The sequence below is a fragment of the Desulfatibacillum alkenivorans DSM 16219 genome, assembly GCF_900142135.1.
Lineage (GTDB): Bacteria > Desulfobacterota > Desulfobacteria > Desulfobacterales > Desulfatibacillaceae > Desulfatibacillum > Desulfatibacillum alkenivorans.
Map to the genome: position 1 here is coordinate 22607 of NZ_FQZU01000048.1, position 16491 is coordinate 39097.

Below are 16491 nucleotides of genomic sequence, written 5' to 3' on the forward strand. Positions count from 1 at the left end.
CTCCCTTTGCTTCAATAAAGCAGCGCACGAATCCACCGGCGGCTTATTAACCCGCCGCATTCACGATTCATTCTATCGCATTTTGTAATTTCAGGTCCATCTCAACGGCATCCATAGGGCCTGAGTCTATTTTCCCGGTTATGAGAAAGGCCTCTGGAGCGAGCCACATCTCCTTACACGAAAAACCTCAAAAGGCAAGAAGCATTGGAAAGACGGCGGGTCTATTCCGGGATCGGCCCGCCCGTTTTTCCCTCCCTGGTTGGTGGCGCCCTTTTTGCTTAAGCAAGCAAATGCAGGCTTTTAGGGCAATGTTCCGCAAACCGGGTTTTAAATCCCGGCGAACAAAGGGCTTTTTACCTGGATAAGGCGTAATCAGGCTTTTAAAGGCCGCACACAGCCGCCCTTAAACAGGGGGGCTGCTGCTTTTATGGATTTGATGACGTCATATTTTTGGCGGAACGCCAATGTTATGAACATGCGTCTGCGCTAAAAAGCGTCTTGGCAAGAAAAAACACTGGCCGCGGGAGGAGAAGATATGGGTTTGATGATATCAATGGTGAAAGACATGACTATTCGGACCAAAATGATCATCAGCTTTTTGATCATGATCGCATTCATGGTCATTATCGGGATGGTCGGGTTTTCGAGCATGAAAGTCATTCGCGGCCATATGGAGGACATTTTTAACGTCCGCATGCCGGGGATCGACTTTCTTATCGAGGCGGACCGGGACCTCCAGCAATTGCTTGTGGCCGAGCGCTCCATGATATTTGCGGATGTAGGCTCCGAGGAATACAAGGCCTTCATGGGAGACTATGAGGAGAATTTTCAGCAATCCGCCGCTCGCTGGGGCAAATACAAAGCCCTGGCTTCCACGCCCGAGGAAAAGGCCATCCTCCCCAAATTTGATGCCGCCCGGAAAAAGTGGGAAGAAGTCAGCAGGAAAGTCTGGGCGGTCCGCGGCGATGGAAGCCCGGAAGGCCGGAAAGCGGCCATCGCCCTCTCCATGGGCGAGGCCTCCGCCGCCTTTGAAGGCATGCGGGACTATATCGACCAACTGACGGAAATCAACCTGGGACTGGCCAACGCGGCGGACAAAGCCGCCACCGATGCTTTTTCCGGCACGGTCACCACGCTCCTGGTGATTACCGGCCTGGGTTTTCTGGCCGGCTTGTTTTTCGCTTTTGTGTCCATACGCAGCGTATCCAAGCCTTTGAGCCGGGTTATAGCCTTCGCCGAGGACCTGCGGCAGGGGGATATTTCCGTATCCCTTCCCGAAGGCAAAGATGAAATCGGGGTGATGAGCCAGGCCTTGAACCGGGTCGTGGATGAACTCAAGCGAAAAACCGACATCGCCACCGCCATTTCATCCGGAGACCTGCGCCAGGAAGTCAATATCAGTTCAGAAAAGGATGTGTTCGGCAAGGCGCTTCAAAACATGGTGTGGCGGTTGAACGACGTGGTCCAGAAGCTGCACAACGCCGCCAATCAGGTGGACGGCGGCTCCCAACAGGTTTCCGAGTCCAGCCAGACCCTTTCCCAGGGCGCCACGGAGCAGGCTTCCTCCCTGGAGGAAATCACCTCCTCCATGACGGAAATCGGCGCTCAGACCAGGACTAATGCGGAAAACGCCGGCCAGGCCAGCAATTTGGCCCATGACGCCAAAAATGCTGCAGAAAAAGGCGTCAACAGGATGATGGAGATGACTCAGTCCATGTCCACCATCAGCGAGTCCAGCCAGGAGATCGCCAAAATTATCAAGGTGATCGACGATATCGCCTTTCAGACCAATCTCCTGGCCTTGAACGCCGCCGTGGAATCCGCGCGGGCAGGCGTGCACGGCAAGGGCTTCGCTGTGGTGGCCCAGGAAGTGCGCACCCTGGCGGCCCGCAGCGCCAAGGCCGCCCAAGGCATTACGGAGCTGATTGAAAGCGCGGTCAACAATGTCAAGGAAGGCTCCGAGATCGCCGAAAACACCTCCGCGGCCCTGGATGAAATTCAAGGCAAAATCACCAAAGCCTCTGACCTGGTGGCGGAAATCGCCGCAGCCAGCAACGAGCAATCCAAGGGCATTTCCCAGATTAACGAAGGGCTTTCCCAGATTGACAGCGTCACCCAGCAAAACGCCGCCAACGCCGAGGAAACCTCCGCCTCTTCCGAAGAGCTCTCGGCTCAGGCCGCTTCTTTGCGTAAGGCCCTGACCTTCTTCAAGATCAAAGGGGATTCCAGCGTGGGCTTTGCCTCGCCGAGCTATGATGCAGCGCCCCGGAGCGAGCAGCTAGACTACCAAGCCTATTCCAAGCCGGCGCCTAAGAAAAAGCCCGCTCCCGCCGATTCCGGATGGGGCGATCCCGGAGACTCCCCCAGGGAGGTGGACCCCGGACAGGTCATCGCTCTTGACGACGATGATTTTGGAAAATATTAACGCCGAATAATAAAAAACAAGTGTGTGAGCCGAAGGGTGAAAGTCCTCCCGAAACTCCCAAAACGGGTTAAGGGCTTTCACCCTTGCTTTTTCAGGGGGAGGACGTGCGGCCGAGGGAAGGCCGGGCGGGATGGGATAAATTCGCTTTACCGCATTTAGGAATTCCGATAGAAAAAGGGGGACTTTTTTACATCCCCAAAAGGGATGGACCGGGATATCCATTATGGGCGTTGAATTTTTTCCACTGGCCTCTTTTGTTGCGGCGACCACTTTCACGCCAGGGCCGAATAATATTTCCAGCGCGTCCATGGGCGTGCTTTACGGATACCGCAAAACCCTGCCGTACCTGACTGGGATCGCCCTGGGCTTTTTGCCGGTGCAGCTTTTAAGCGCCCTGGCTTCCAGCACGGTGCTTAGCCTGCTTCCTTCTGTGGAGCCGGTTTTGCGCCTACTGGGAGCGGCCTACATCCTGTGGCTCGCCTATGGAACCCTTCGGGTGACTTACGATTTTTCCCATTCCCATCAACCGGTTTTGGGATTTAAAAAAGGGTTCTTCTTCCAGATCGTCAACCCCAAGGGCGTGATTTACGGTCTGACCCTTTACTCCACCTTTTTGGCCCCGGCTGCGGATCAGCCCCTGTTTCTTTGCGCTTGCGCCTTGGCTTTTTCCGTGGTCGCCTTTTGCTCCGTCACATCCTGGGCCCTTTGCGGCGCGGCGGTCAAGGAGCACTTGAAACAGCCCAAAATCAAAAACGCGGTCAACATCTTCCTGGCCCTGCTTTTGGTGTATTGCGCGGTGGATCTTTCCGGGCTGATTTTTTAAGGGAAAGCAGGGCGAGTCCCGGATTCGTCCCTCTGTGGCAAACGATGTGCGCGGGGGGGAGCCTGTGGGTTAGGCTCCCCCCTTTGCATTACCCGGGACCAAGGAGGATCAGGGTGGGTAAAACTGTTTTATTTGAGTGGGTAAAATTCCCTGCGGCTTGCCCCGCTTATACCTTGAAACGCCCCACAGCTAGCCGCGGGGATGTTTATTCAGGCCAGTCCTTCAGGACCTTGCCGTTTTTGTCGGATACGGTGATGGTGACAATGTGACCGCCGTCCAGGCGGTGGGTGGCGCAGGACACTCATGGATCGTACGCTCGCACCGCCATTTCTATCCGGTTTAAAATCCCTTCCGTGACAACGCCGTCCTTAATGAGGTCTTTGGCCGCCCGATGGACGGACAGGTTGATGGGCCCCAGGTTGTGGGTGGTGCCCACAATGAGGTTGGCGCTGGTTATCAGGCCGTTTTCATCGGTGGAGTAGTCATGGATCAACGTCCCGCGGGGAGCTTCCACGCAGCCCACGCCGCGTCCCGCCCCCGGCTCCACATGGGCGCGTACGTCGGGGTTTGTTATTTCCTTGTCCTCAAGGATTTCCACGGCGCGCTCGCAGGCGTACACTTCTTCAATCAGGCGGGCGTAGTGGTACAGCAGGGTGGCCTGGGCCGGCCTTCCGAAAACGGCCCGGAACTCCTCCAACTCGGCCTGAGCCCTGGGCGTGGCCATTTTGTCCGCCACGTTGATGCGGGCCAGGGTGTTGGCCCGGTAGATGCCCTTGGGGTTGTCCGGGTCCAGGGAGAATCCTTCGTTCCACCGGCGGGCGTAGGGGAATTTGCCGTAGGAGAACGGGACCACCTTTTCCGCCAGATAGTCCGTGTAGTCGGCCGTGTCGAATTCCTCGAACTCCCCGCTGGGCTGCATGAGACGCAGGCGCCCGTCATAGAGATTGAGCGCCCCTTCCTTGTCCACCGTGCCCAAAAAGCCGGTGGTGATGGTTCCCAGCTCCTTGATGACGTCCAGGTATTGGGGAAAAATTTCGTTCTTGGCCAGGTCCATGGTGAACAGGGCGAAATCCATGATTTCCCTGGTCTGGGCCAGCATGTCCACCCGGTCCTCCTCGGTCAGGGGCTTGCAAAAACCGCCGGGAACCCCGGCCACCGGATGGATGGTTTTTTTGGTGAACCGGTCCAGGATCATCTTGGCTTTCTGGCGCATGCGCACGGCCTGGGTTGCCAGCTCCGGGTTGGATTTTACGATGCCGATGACGTTCCGGATCGAATAGTCTGCGTCCGGGCCCATGACAAAATCCGGCGCCGCCAGAAAAAAGAAATGAAGCAGCTTGTCTTCCGCGTGGGCCAGGGTCTGCATGAGCTCGCGAAGGCGGGAGCCTGTGGGAGTGGGCGTGGCGCCGAAGCACCCTTCCACGGCCTTTGTGCTGGCCAGGTGGTGCATCCAGGGGCATATCCCGCAGATGCGGCTTACTATCCGCGGCAGCTCCTCGGCGGGCTTGCCTTCCACGAATTTTTCAAACCCCCGGAGTGACATGAAGTTCACCCGGGCGTCGCTCACGTTCCCGTTGTCATCCAGTTCTATGCCGATGGATGCATGCCCTTCAATACGGGTGATGGGCTGTACAGTAATGTTCCGGGACATATCTCAAGACTCCTTTGGCCGCGCCGGTCGCAGACGGCCGTGAGCGCCGGAAAATCGCAGCATGGAAGCGCTTTCCGGCAAGGTGGTTACATCGATTCCATTGGATGCCAGGGCGTTAAGCATGTCCAGACGCTGGTTGCCCTCCGGACGAACCGGGCCGTAGCATCCCCGGCACGGGACTCGGGCGGAAATGCAGCGGGGCAGTATCCCATCGCCGCCGCAGCCGGCCCTTGTGACGGGCCCCATGCACAAAAAACCCTGTTCGAGCAGGCAGCGCATCTGATCCAGGGGCTCGTCAGGCGCTCCGTATTCGGGAGCTTCCAGAAATCGCTTGAGCTTCTTGGCCAGATCTCCCTTGCCCTCCCGTTTCGTGGGACAGGCGTCGCACACGCTTTTTTCCGGCAGGGCGGGAGCTTCTCCCTTCACCAGGGCGACCAGGGCGGAAAAAATGTGGTCCGGATGGGGAGGGCACCCTGGAACCAGGAGGTCCACCTTGATGTGCTGGTCCAAGGCGTCGCACGATTCCAGCAGCGCGGGCAACCCCTGGTTTGGTACGAAATCCGCCGGATCCGTGGTTTCCGTGTGGTAGTAACGTTCGAAAATCTGTTCAGGGGTGTAGGAATTGGCGAGCGAGGGGATGCCCCCGTGGGTGGCGCAGGTTCCCAGTGCGATAATGAACCCGCAACGCTCGCGCATGACCTTGGCGACCTCCAGGTGCTCCTCATTTCTAATTCCGCCGCTGATGATGCCTACGTCCGCCTGGGGGATGTCCAGGTGCTTTCCGTCCCCGAGTTGGCCGAAATACTTGCTGTCCATCAAGGCCGGAATGTGGACGAAATCAGCGACCGCCAAGATATCCAAAAGCCGTTCTCCCATGTCCAGAACCGATATTTCGCATCCCGAACATGAGTTTAGCCATTCACTGGCGACTTTTACCGGCATATTAAATCCTTCCCTTTTATGCGGCGCAGGCCGCGGTTCTCATTACATGGCGACCTTGACATTGACGCCGCCCAGTTTTTTTCTTTCCTCAATTGCCTTTTTCCGCTTTTTGACGGACTTCTGATGCACGGTCTCCAGCGCATCGCTGGCGTAGCCGGGCTTTTCATCCCGGTTAAAGGATGCAATGGCGCCCGCTTCCATGGCGTCAGCCAGGGCGGCGCGCCCGTTCGGCGTGCGGCTTATGACCGTGGTCCAGCCTTCCTCCGCGCCCACGCCGCCAAAGGAGATGTCTGCAAATTCGGCGGAATAGTCCGGACAGTATCGGCAGGCGTAACGGCGAATGGGGTCCAGCGCGTCCACGTCCAATTGCCTGACCTCCCCGGAGGTAAGATGGATTTGGAATTTTTCTTTGATGTTGATCCGCTTTACATCGTTCCAGTCAAATTCCCCCAGGTCGGCTAAAAACTTCTGTTCCTTGTCCGTAAACACAAAGTTTCCGGAACAGAACAACCCCAGGCACAGCCGGATGCTGTCCGAAGGGATCAGCCCCAGGGTCTGCATGCGCCTTACGGACTGAATCTGGCACGGAGTGCCCACTAGGGCCACCCGCTCAAATCCACGTTTTATGAGGGGGTCAAAGGCCTGGATGCTGGAATAGGTCTTATAGTGGTCGGAAAGGCTTTTGGGCCCATGGGAGGTGTCAAAGTAAAAACCCGCGGCGTCCAAAATGTCTTCTTTGCTCGACGCCAGGAAAGGACGCCGAGCAAAGGGGCCCACCTGCCTGGCCACGATGGCCGCGTCAATGCGGCCGCGGTCGAACAGGTGCATGAGCAAGGCGGTGATCACGCCGCCGTCCGTTCCCTTTTCGCGGATTTGTCCGGAGTCGGCCCGGGCCACGGTCGTTTCTATGACGCGGCCCATGGGTTCGCTCCATGCGGATCTTCGCTTGGTTTCTTCGTCCAGTTCATCAATTTCCGGGCAAATGGCATGGCACAGCCCGCATTCGATGCATTTTTCAATGTTGCTGTAATACGGCTTGCCGTCGGAATCCAGGTCCAGCGCCCCGTAGTTCAGGGCGTTGCAAAAAGTCACGCAACCCCCGCAACGGTGGCATAAACCCGGCTTCTGGACTTCCTGGATGAGATCAAAAAAGGTTTTCATAAAAGCGCTCCTGCATTGGAAGAGTGCATGTTTGGCGATGGTTGTAAAAACAGCGCCGATGCCGGCCGGGCGCGTCCCGGGGCGGCGTTGATCCGTTCTTGCGCAACGGGCGTTTGAAGCGCCCGGCAGGGTCATCCCGAGGCCTTGTATCGCCTGAGCGGGTTGGGGCCCAGCTCCTTTATCTTGTCCGTAAACCCGGTCACCACCTCGGCGAACCGGGGCGCTTCCGCGGAGGACACCCATTCCAGGGCGAAGCGTTCAGGCTCTATGTCCATGTCCTCCAGGACGATGCGAATCGCCTGGGCTCTTGACGCTGCTACGTGATTACCTTCCAGGTAATGGCATTCTCCCAGGTGTCACCCCATCACAAGGACGCCGTCCGCCCCTTGCAGCAACGCGTCGGAAACCATGTCCGGAGAAACCATGCCCGAGCACATCACCCGGATGGCGCGCATATTCGCCGGATACTGCAGGCGGGACACTCCTGCAAGGTCCCCGCCGGCGTAGGCGCACCAGTTGCATAAAAAGCCGATAATAAAGGGTTCAAATTCCTGTTTCATGCATTATCTCCTGTTTCAGAGTCATATTTTCCAGTTTGGGACGGACGCCTCAGGCCCGCCCCCCGGACAGGCTTTCCAGGGCGCTGGCCACCTGGGCTTTGATCTGCTCTTTGGTGAACCCATGCACCCGAACTCCGTCTTTGGGGCAGGTAGCGGCGCAAACGCCGCACCCCTTGCACAGGGCCGGATCAACCTGGACCATGCGATGCATCCGGCCGTCCTCACCCGTGCTTTCTTGCAGCCGGATGGCCCGGTAGGGGCACACGTCCACGCACAGGGCGCAGCCGTCGCAATGCTCGGTGACATAGGATTTGATGGCGTCCAGAAGCATTTCCTTGCGGGAAAGAACAACCGCCGCCCGGGCCGCTGCGGCCTGGGCCTGGGAGATGGCCTCGTCCATGGGCTTGGGATAGTTGCACAACCCGGCTACAAAAAGGCCGTCCACGCTCATGTCCACCGGACGCAGTTTAGGGTGGGCCTCGTTGAGGAAGCCGTCCGCATTGGCGCCGCATTTGTATAGCTCCACAAGCTCTTCATTGCCATGGGGTTCTACAGCCGCGGCCAGGACCAGGTAATCGGCCTCAATCTCCAGGGTGAACCGGCTGATGGGGTCCAGGCCGCGAACCATGACGCCCTCGGGCGTGGTTCGCACCTGGGGCTTGTCGTCCGGGCTGTACCGGACGAAAAGCACCCCCAGCTCCCTGGCCTTTCGGTACAACTCCTCCCTCAATCCGTAAGTGCGGATGTCCCGATAGAAAACCACCACCTGCATGGCCCTGTTCAGGGTCTTGAGCTTGACGGCTGCTTTCATCGTGTGGGTGCAGCAGATGCGGCTGCAGTAAGGACGCCGGGAATCCCGCGATCCCACGCACTGGATAAAGGCGACCGTATCCGCTTTTTGCACGGTGGAAACCTCCGCCTGCATCAGCTTGTCAAAGGAAAGGTGGGTGTGAATGCGGGGATCCGAACCAAAACCGTATTCATCCGGGATAGACTCTTTGGCGCCCGTGGCGATGACGGCGGCGCCGTAGGTGACGGCCCGGGTTTCGCCGTGGGTTTCAAACTTGGAGACGAAATTGCCCACCGATCCCACCGCTGTTTTCAGGCGGGCGTTGGTGTGCACCGCAATGTCCGGATGCCCCTCCACCTTTTTGATCATGTCTTTCAGCATGGGGGGGACGGAATCGCCGAAGTCCGTGGCCGACACGTGGCTGGCGTTTCCGCCCAGCCGGTCCTCGCGCTCCAGAAGAACCACGGGAAAACCCTGCTCAGCCAGGGACAACGCGGAGGTCATGCCGGCCACGCCGCCGCCGATCACCAGGGCCTTCTGGTTCACATCCACTTTCAGGCGAGTGAGCGCCTTGTTGCGCACCGCCTTGACCACAGCCATGCGCACCTGGTCCTTGGCTTTTTCCGTGGCCTTTTCCGGCTCCTTCTGGTGCACCCAGGAGTTTTGGTTCCGGATATTGGCCATTTCCACCAGGTAGGCATTGAGCCCGGCCTCCTTCAGGGTCTCCTGGAAAAGGGGCTCATGGGTGCGGGGGGTGCAGGCGGCCACCACGATGCGGTTGAGGTTCATCTCCTCAGCTTTCTGCCGGATGAGCACCTGGGTGTCGGCGGAGCAGGTGAACAGGTTGTTCTCCACAAACGCCACGTGGTCCAGGCCTTTTGCGTATTCCACCACGGCGTTCACGTCGATGACGCCGGCGATGTTGATGCCGCAGGAGCATACAAAAACGCCCACGCGAGGCTCTTCCTGGGTCACGTCCCTCTCGTCGGGGTAGGTTTTTTCCACAGCCAGGGCGCCCTTGGCCTCCGACAACAGGCGGGCCGCCTCGTTGGCCGCCGCCGAAGCCTCCGTGACGGCATGGGGGATGGCCTTGGGAGCGTGCAGGGCGCCGGCCACGAAAACCCCGTCATTCACCCGAACCGGGTTGGAGGCGGCGGTTTGGGCGAACCCGTAGGAATCCAGGCTGAAATCGAAAATGCCGGCAAGCGCTTTGTTATCCTGGGTAGCCTCCATGCCCACGGAAAGCACGGCCAGATCAAAGTCCTCTTCCATCTGCCGGCCGTCTTCGGTGGTGTAACGCATGCGCACGCCCGATCCGCCGCGCAGGGGGTCGATGGTGTGGGGCCTGGCCCTGATAAAGCGGACGCCCTTGGCCTTGGCGTCCTCGTAATAGCGCTCGAACTCCTTGCCGTGGCTCCGGAGGTCCATGAAGAAAATGGTTTGGGAAAGCTCGTCCCCATGGGTGTGCTCGGCGGTCACCAGGGCCTGTTTGACCGCATACATGCAGCACACGCTGGAGCAATACCCGTTGCTGCACCGGTTGGTGTTTCTCGAACCCACGCATTGGAGCCAGGCGATCCGTTTCGGCTCCCGATTGTCCGAAGGCCGCATGAGATGCCCCATGCAAGGGCCGCTGGCGGACAGCAGGCGTTCGTACTCCAGGCTGGTGACCACGTCTGCAATGGAGTCATAGCCGTAATAGTCCTCTCCCGAGGGGTCGTAAGGCTGATACCCCGGCGCCAGCACAACGGCGCCCACCTTTAATTCCACGATTTCAGCCTTGTCTTCGAAATTGATGGCGCCGGTGGGACAGAATTTTTCGCAGGCCCGGCATTTTCCCCGCGTGAGGTAGATGCAGGCGTTTGGGTCTATGGCGTATTTCAGGGGGACGGATTGGCCGTATTTGATGTATATGGCCTTGCGGTTGTTCACGCCTTCATTGAATTCGTCCGCCACGGGGCGCGGGCATTTTTCTGCGCACAGGCCGCAGGCGATGCATTTGTCCATATCCACATAGCGCGGGCTGCGCCGCACCTTGACCGTGTAATTTCCAGCATTTCCGGCGACGGATACGACCTGGGACAAGGTCATGAGATCTACGTTTAAGTGCCGACCGCACTCAACCAATTTAGGCGAGATAATTCACATGGCGCAGTCGTTGGTGGGAAAGGTTTTGTCCAGCTGGGCCATCCGGCCTCCGATGCCCGCGGATTTTTCCACCAGATGAACCCGATACCCCGATTCGGCCAGGTCCAGCGTAGCCTGGATGCCGGCGATGCCGCCCCCGACCACAAGGACCGAACCTGTGGGAGTTGTCTTTTCCATACCCCTATCCTTCCCCTGCCCGGAAGGAGCAGGCAAATTCCTGTTCATGGTCAATACAGCCTGGTTCAAGAAGGCTTCAACCGCCTCTTCCGGAAGGTTCTTCCCGGATAAAAAGGCGCGTATGGCCTCCTCTTCAATGAAATATTTCTTGCCCACCCCTGGTTGAGCCGGCAAAGCCCGGCTCCTGATCCAGTTGGTCACCGTGTTCCGGTGCACTCCCAGGATTCCGGCAAGGTCTCCTACACGAAACGTGATCATTCCTCTTCCATCTCCTTTGATTGGGTTTTGGGATCGTGAATTAACTTGAGCAAAAAACGTGCCATGCGGCCCACCGCCGCCTCCACGGCCGGACTCATGCCCGGCGCCATGGAATCCGGCGCGCCGCAGGTCTGCGCTACGAACACCCGAACCTCCTTTCCGGTCTTGCCGGCGAATTCAGCCAAAAGATTCATGGTGGGAAACTGGTGCATGGAAAAATCGCTGAGTTTTGCGTGGGCCAGGCCTTCCACGCCGATCTCCCGGATGCGGCCCGGTTCGCATCCGGGTTCGTGATGGGCGTCCACCACAATCACCCGGTCGGGAGCCTCCGGGGAGACGCAGATGTCAAAAAGGATTTCCCGGACCGAGGTTCCGGCGTCCAGCACCACGCATCCTTCCGGAAGCGAGGAGGCGTTTTCCAGGGCTTCTATGACGGCCGGTCCGAACCCGTCATCTCCGAACAGGGGGTTGCCGCAACCCAGGACCAGGGTTTTTGCGGAGAGAATGTCTGCGTATGGCATGGTTTGAATTTCCCGGCTTTGTGCCAATTGTGCGAAGTTCTTTTGAGGCCGTGTAATTTGAAAAGCATATATTGTGCCATGTTTGCATAATTTCCCCCGCGCCTGCTCCCGCGCAGCCGGGCGGCGGCTCGGACTTTTCCCCCGGCAAACAAAATATGGGCGCTTTCACCCCAAAAATACTAAAGGTATTTTTTGTAACTATTTAAAAAATAAATTGAAAATTGATTTGTGATAGAAAATATCCTTGTGGGGCGTTTCGCCCCGCGCCCGATTCCCCCAAAAACCCTAACAAACCCACAGGGCGCATCCTTTGGAAATAGACCGCTCAGGATGAACTAAAAACAGGGCGGCCCCTTGTCCGGTCTCCGTCAAGGAGCAGATAATCGAAAGGAAAGCAGGGCAAGCCCTGTCGCTGCATGGCTTGTTCTACCGCAAAAGTTGAATGCAATTCATAGGGGCGGGGTTTTCCTGCCCAAAACGCGCATTGCGCGTTTTAGGAAGCTGTGTGCGCCGGAGTTTTTATTCCTCCACAACCGGCGGGCGCTTGATGGCTTCAATGGCCTGGGCGGCGGCCTCTGCCGTCTGGGGGAATACCTCGCGCAGGTTTTTGACCTGGCGCAGGTTTTCCGCGGTGCGCAAGACCAGCATGGCCAAATCCCCGTCGCTCATGCCGGCCACGCTTTTGGTGAACTCCCAAGTATTGCCCGTGGCCCAGGCGTGAATCGCGGCGGCGGGCCATAGCTGCACGGGCCGGGTTTCGAAGCCCGCCTCGATCAATCCTGCAAACAAGGGGCTTACCGTCCTGACAAGCTGGGTGAACTTGTTCAGCAGCTTCTTGGGCAGGGCGCGGTCGTCCAGGTAGACGTCCAGGTCCTTGTCCTGTACGAACACGGCGATCATGGCGGCCAGCAGGGCGGGCTCCATGCCTTCGAACAATCCCGAACGGAAGCAATGGGCGATGACCAGGGGCTGATCCACCCGCAGGCCCGAGGCCCACAGGCCGTCCCGGGTGAGTTCATGCTCCTCGCTCACGTAGCCTTCCTTAATCAGAAAGTACATGTGGGCCATGAAATCCTCCCACAATTCCTCGCCCACCTCCACGGCCATGGCGGGATCGCCGAACCGGTCCGCGGCCTGAAAGCTGGCGAAGGAGCGATGCAAGAGCCTGCGCACGTCCTCGGGCGTGTGGGATAAAAGCAGGTTCAGGACCATGGAAAAATCCATGCGGATGCGGCTGTCCACCGGGTCCGTGGGCGCGTTGTTCACCCTGGCCACGTGATCCAGATCCATGAACTTTCCGGGCGCCGCAATGGAAAACCCGATGGCGTCCATGCCCCGGCGTCCGGCGCGCCCGGTCATCTGGTGGTATTGGGTGGGCGTGAGGGGATCGAACTCCTTGCCGTTGAATCGGTCCGAATTGAAAAACACCACGGACCGGGCCGGAAAGTTCACCCCGGCGGCCACGGTGCTGGTGGCGAACACGGCGTCCAAAAGCCCCTCGGTCATGAGGGACTCTATGAGCAGCTTCCAGGCCGGAAGCTGGCCGCTGTGATGAGACCCCACGGCTGCCTGCTCGATAAACCGGCGCTGCCTGTGGCCGGCCAGGTACGGGTGCTCGTGCACCAGTTCCAGCATGCGGCTGCGCACTTCCCGCCGCCGGGCCGGGTTGTCTTTCAACACCTTTTCGCACAAGGTCAGGGCGATGTCGCAATCCTTGCGGGATTTTAAAAAGAAGATGGCGGGCAATAAATCGTACTTGCCCAGCACCTTCAGAATCTGCCCCATGGGCGGAAGCCCTTTTTCCATGGGCATTTTTGGGGGCCGCCTGCCGCTCATGGAATCCCTGACCTTTTTATCCATGGATCTGCTTTTTGGGGAAGCCAGAAAGGGCATGAGCCTGCCCGAGGGATGCAAAAACAGGGAGAACAACGGCACAGGGCGTTTGGTTTCGGCCACAACCTTGCACTCCCGATCCCGGATGCTGGTGAGCCAGGCGGCGATCTGGTCCGCATTGCCGATGGTGGCGGATAAAAGCAGCAAGGGCACGCGCACGGGCAGGTAGATGATGGTCTCCTCCCACACCACCCCCCGCTGCTCGTCGCCCAGATAGTGGGCCTCGTCCAAAACCACAAAGTCCGAAGACAGGTCATGGCCCATGTGCATGCAGTCGTAAAGCTGGTTGCGGAGGATTTCCGTGGTGCCCACAATAATGGGGGCGTCCGTGTTTTCCTTGCGGTCTCCCGTGAGGATGCCCACGTTTTCCGGCCCGAATATCCCGCTGAATTCGATGAATTTGGAGTTGGAAAGGGCCTTGAGGGGAGATGCGTACCAGGAGCGCCCGCCCTGCTTGAGGACGTGGGATATGGCTTCCACGGCGATCCAGGTCTTGCCCGAGCCCGTGGGGGCGGTCACCAGGCAGTCGAATTCCTTGACGGTTTCCACGGCCTCCACCTGAAAGGGGTCGGGCTTGAACTCGCCTTTTTTCGGCACGCCGATTTTGGAGAAAACCTTTTTCAGCCTTCCGTCCGCTTCGGGTTTCAGCGTCTGCTTGACCGGCCCTCGGCCCCGGCCTTTGTACGGTCTGCCGCGCCTTGGATAAACTTGCTTTTTTTTATACGCCATATTTCCTTGTTCGGGCTGCTGCGCCCCATTGAAGTCCTTGATGATCTTGCGGTTTAGTGCAAAATATAGTAAGGGTCAACCGCTTGTTGGATGATTGACTTCATCTAACGGCGACTGAATGAATCGGCAGGAGATATACCATTATGACAGAAGAACCCCAATCCATTTTCGACAAATATTCGGACAAGTTCCTGGAACTGGCCTCCGACTACAACCACGCAGGCATCCCGGACCGCTATGACGCCTCCGGCGGTCAGACCGGGCAATGCGGGGACACCGTCCATTTTTTCATATCCGTCATGCACAAGCGCATTGTGGAAGTGCGCTTCGCCCTGGAAGGCTGCATGCACACCCTGGCCTGCGCCAACGCCATTGTGGAGATGATCGCGGAAAAGCCCGTGGAAGAAGCCTGGGACGTCACTGACGACGCCGTGGCTGAATACCTGGGCGGCCTCCCCGAGGACCATTACCATTGCGCGGAGCTTGCCGTAGGCGCCCTGTACAAAACCCTGGCGGACCTGAAGACGAAAATCGGCGTCGGATAAAATCAGCGCCGCACGGCCGCAAGGTTTCCTCGCCATGCAGCCGCGCCTCTCCGTGGGCTCCTCATTCCGCTATTATGCCGCGCCCCCCTGCGGGCGCCTTTTTGACGCGCATTGCGCGTCCAAATCAGGCAAGGGGAGGCTTGCGCCTGCGTAATCATAATTTACCCTTCGAGACTCCAAGAGGCAATGTAGCTTCAGGGCTTGCCCTGCAACCCAAATTCAAATCCGCGATTCTGTAATTTCGCGGCCTCCCATGACAACGTGCGTTCATTCCGCCGTCTTGGTCCGTCATTCCCGTGGAGGACCTTTGGCGGGACGATTGCGGCGGTTTGCAATCGTCATGACAAAATTCCGGAAACGGGAACCCAGCGTCGTTTTTTCAAAAATTCCTGAATAATGGATGCCAGCCGGGTTCATAAAAAAAGGGACGCTGTATTCCTGCTTTACGCAAAGAAAAAGGCGAAAGAAAACGCAAACCGCTTTCTTTCGCCTTTTATGATATCGCATGGAAAGTCTACGTGGACTATCCCGGGCGCCGCAAAATCAGCCGCAGGTTCCGCCGCTGCATCCGCCGCAGTCTCCGCCCTTGGGAAGTTCGTAGGCGGAATTGATTTCAAAGCCCAACATGGAGTAGTCGATCTTGATGGGGGAGGCTTGGGCCAAAAAGGCCTTGTCCACCACAAAGGTCAAACCGTCGACTTCATAGCTTTCATCATTTTCTCTTGACTCATCCAGAGCCAATGCCAGGGACGGCCCAGCTCACCCGCCTTGGTTCAAAAACACCCGAACCGGAACCACTTTGGGCTGCGACTCAAAGTACTCTTTGATCTTGTCCGTTGCTGCTTGAGTGCATTCTAACATTTAAAATGTCTCCTTTTTGGGCCAAAGCCCGTTGCTTGGAATTAACCCGGAAACCAGTCTGCCGAACAGTCCGGAAAAATCCGGGCGTTTATAAAAAAATGATGCCTGATGGCCGATCTGTCAAGTTTTTAGGAATGATTCTCAAATAAAATCATTCCGCCAAAGCGGCCAGATAGTTTTTATATACTTGCAAGTCCCGTTCCCCGAACAGGATGAAAACCGCTTTCCCCGGAGTCGGAGAGCCTTTAAAAAACTCGCAGACCGCATCTACGGCGACCTTGCAGGCCTCTTCCAGGGGATAGCCGTACACCCCGCAGCTAATGGCCGGAAAGGCGATGGACTGCAAATGGTTGTCCCGAGCCAGGGCCAGGCTGTTTTTGTAGCAATTGGCCAGGAGTGCGGCCGGATTGCTTTCCCGGGAATACACCGGGCCCACGGTATGAATCACATGTTTGGCCGGGAGATTGTAGCCTTTGGTGATTTTGGCCTCCCCGGTTTCACAGCCGTTTAAAGTGCGGCATTCCTCCAGCAATTGGGGGCCGGCCGCCCGGTGAATGGCGCCGTCCACGCCGCCGCCGCCCAACAGGCTGCGGTTGGCCGCGTTGACAATGGCGTCCACGTTCAGTTCGGTAATGTCTCCGGTTACGGCGCTTATCCTGTCCAAAATCTTTGCTTCCATGACCGCCTCCTGTATAATCGGCGCGTTATCGAAAATCCTAAAGGGCCGAAGGGGGAATAATACGAATCCGGACCGGTCATGTCAACATTTGGGGGATGGGAATGACTATCCGCATGGAGGGAAGAGGGGGTTAGGGACCGGAAAGTTTTTGTAGGGTTTCACGCCTATGTTTTCGGCGTTGATCATTATTCCCGCGGGAACTGGACAGCCTTTTTTTAAAAAGCTCTGTTAGCTCTAACAAACCTATTATCTTTATGGATAAAATGTAGGTTGGGTAGAGCTTGCGAAACCCAACAGCCAAGGGCGAAAACAAAGTTTATAGCCTGAT

General features: G+C 57.8%; 12 protein-coding genes and 1 pseudogene. 3 read left to right on the top strand and 10 right to left on the bottom strand.

Annotated features, from left to right (window positions below):
- Positions 1-535 precede the first annotated feature (535 nt).
- Both BUE18_RS24090 and BUE18_RS24095 read left to right on the top strand, forming a co-directional pair.
- Complete coding sequence (locus BUE18_RS24090) at positions 536-2425, top strand: methyl-accepting chemotaxis protein (RefSeq protein WP_073478709.1); 1890 nt, start codon at positions 536-538, stop codon at positions 2423-2425.
- 223 nt (positions 2426-2648) lie between these two features.
- Positions 2649-3248, top strand: coding sequence for a LysE family translocator (locus tag BUE18_RS24095; protein WP_073478710.1), 600 nt, complete (start codon positions 2649-2651; stop codon positions 3246-3248).
- 301 nt (positions 3249-3549) lie between these two features.
- On the opposite strand, the gene BUE18_RS24100 is transcribed toward BUE18_RS24095, so the two are convergent.
- From BUE18_RS24100 to BUE18_RS24135, 8 genes and pseudogenes are all read right to left on the bottom strand, one after another.
- Positions 3550-4899: a Ni/Fe hydrogenase subunit alpha gene (locus BUE18_RS24100; RefSeq protein WP_073478711.1), complete on the bottom strand. Its 1350-nt coding sequence runs from the start codon at positions 4897-4899 to the stop codon at positions 3550-3552.
- A 3-nt stretch (positions 4900-4902) separates the two neighbouring features.
- Complete coding sequence (locus BUE18_RS24105; RefSeq protein ID WP_073478712.1) at positions 4903-5841, bottom strand: NADH-quinone oxidoreductase subunit B family protein; 939 nt, start codon at positions 5839-5841, stop codon at positions 4903-4905.
- Between the two features lie 42 nt (positions 5842-5883).
- The gene (locus BUE18_RS24110; RefSeq protein WP_073478719.1) at positions 5884-7002 is read right to left on the bottom strand and encodes a Coenzyme F420 hydrogenase/dehydrogenase, beta subunit C-terminal domain; all 1119 of its coding nucleotides are present in this window, start codon (positions 7000-7002) and stop codon (positions 5884-5886) included.
- A 131-nt stretch (positions 7003-7133) separates the two neighbouring features.
- Complete coding sequence (locus BUE18_RS24115) at positions 7134-7562, bottom strand: hydrogenase iron-sulfur subunit (protein ID WP_170868454.1); 429 nt, start codon at positions 7560-7562, stop codon at positions 7134-7136.
- Between the two features lie 49 nt (positions 7563-7611).
- The gene (locus tag BUE18_RS24120) at positions 7612-10677 is read right to left on the bottom strand and encodes an FAD-dependent oxidoreductase (RefSeq protein WP_139264900.1); all 3066 of its coding nucleotides are present in this window, start codon (positions 10675-10677) and stop codon (positions 7612-7614) included.
- A gap of 114 nt (positions 10678-10791) precedes the next feature.
- Positions 10792-10935, bottom strand: a pseudogene (locus BUE18_RS28580) (helix-turn-helix domain-containing protein); the annotation flags it as partial.
- On the bottom strand, positions 10932-11456 hold the full coding sequence (locus BUE18_RS24130) for a hydrogenase maturation protease (protein WP_073478713.1): 525 nt from the start codon (positions 11454-11456) through the stop codon (positions 10932-10934). The gene BUE18_RS24130 and the pseudogene BUE18_RS28580, both read right to left, overlap by 4 nt.
- A gap of 519 nt (positions 11457-11975) precedes the next feature.
- Entirely contained in the window at positions 11976-14078 is a 2103-nt protein-coding gene (locus BUE18_RS24135) for a DEAD/DEAH box helicase (protein ID WP_073478714.1), read from the bottom strand.
- 143 nt (positions 14079-14221) lie between these two features.
- Here BUE18_RS24135 and BUE18_RS24140 point away from each other — a divergent pair, with 143 nt between their 5' ends.
- Positions 14222-14623 carry an iron-sulfur cluster assembly scaffold protein gene (locus BUE18_RS24140; protein WP_073478715.1) on the top strand — a complete coding sequence of 134 codons (402 nt, stop codon included), beginning with the start codon at positions 14222-14224 and terminating at the stop codon, positions 14621-14623.
- A gap of 543 nt (positions 14624-15166) precedes the next feature.
- Here the strand turns inward: BUE18_RS24140 and BUE18_RS28365 are convergent.
- Positions 15167-15364, bottom strand: coding sequence for a hypothetical protein (locus BUE18_RS28365; RefSeq protein WP_028316737.1), 198 nt, complete (start codon positions 15362-15364; stop codon positions 15167-15169).
- Between the two features lie 271 nt (positions 15365-15635).
- A complete protein-coding gene (locus BUE18_RS24155) occupies positions 15636-16163 on the bottom strand; it encodes an O-acetyl-ADP-ribose deacetylase (RefSeq protein WP_073478717.1) in 528 nt (175 codons plus the stop codon).
- Between the last annotated feature and the right edge of the window lie 328 nt (positions 16164-16491).

Excerpts from the sequence above, each read along its gene's own strand:
- BUE18_RS24095 (WP_073478710.1), top strand. The coding sequence starts at position 2,649 with ATGGGCGTTGAATTTTTTCCACTGGCCTCTTTTGTTGCGGCGACCACT.
- BUE18_RS24155 (WP_073478717.1), bottom strand. The coding sequence starts at position 16,163 with ATGGAAGCAAAGATTTTGGACAGGATAAGCGCCGTAACCGGAGACATT.
- BUE18_RS24135 (WP_073478714.1), bottom strand. The coding sequence starts at position 14,078 with ATGGCGTATAAAAAAAAGCAAGTTTATCCAAGGCGCGGCAGACCGTAC.
- BUE18_RS24130 (WP_073478713.1), bottom strand. The coding sequence starts at position 11,456 with ATGCCATACGCAGACATTCTCTCCGCAAAAACCCTGGTCCTGGGTTGC.
- BUE18_RS24090 (WP_073478709.1), top strand. The coding sequence starts at position 536 with ATGGGTTTGATGATATCAATGGTGAAAGACATGACTATTCGGACCAAA.
- BUE18_RS24105 (WP_073478712.1), bottom strand. The coding sequence starts at position 5,841 with ATGCCGGTAAAAGTCGCCAGTGAATGGCTAAACTCATGTTCGGGATGC.
- BUE18_RS24100 (WP_073478711.1), bottom strand. The coding sequence starts at position 4,899 with ATGTCCCGGAACATTACTGTACAGCCCATCACCCGTATTGAAGGGCAT.
- BUE18_RS24110 (WP_073478719.1), bottom strand. The coding sequence starts at position 7,002 with ATGAAAACCTTTTTTGATCTCATCCAGGAAGTCCAGAAGCCGGGTTTA.
- BUE18_RS24140 (WP_073478715.1), top strand. The coding sequence starts at position 14,222 with ATGACAGAAGAACCCCAATCCATTTTCGACAAATATTCGGACAAGTTC.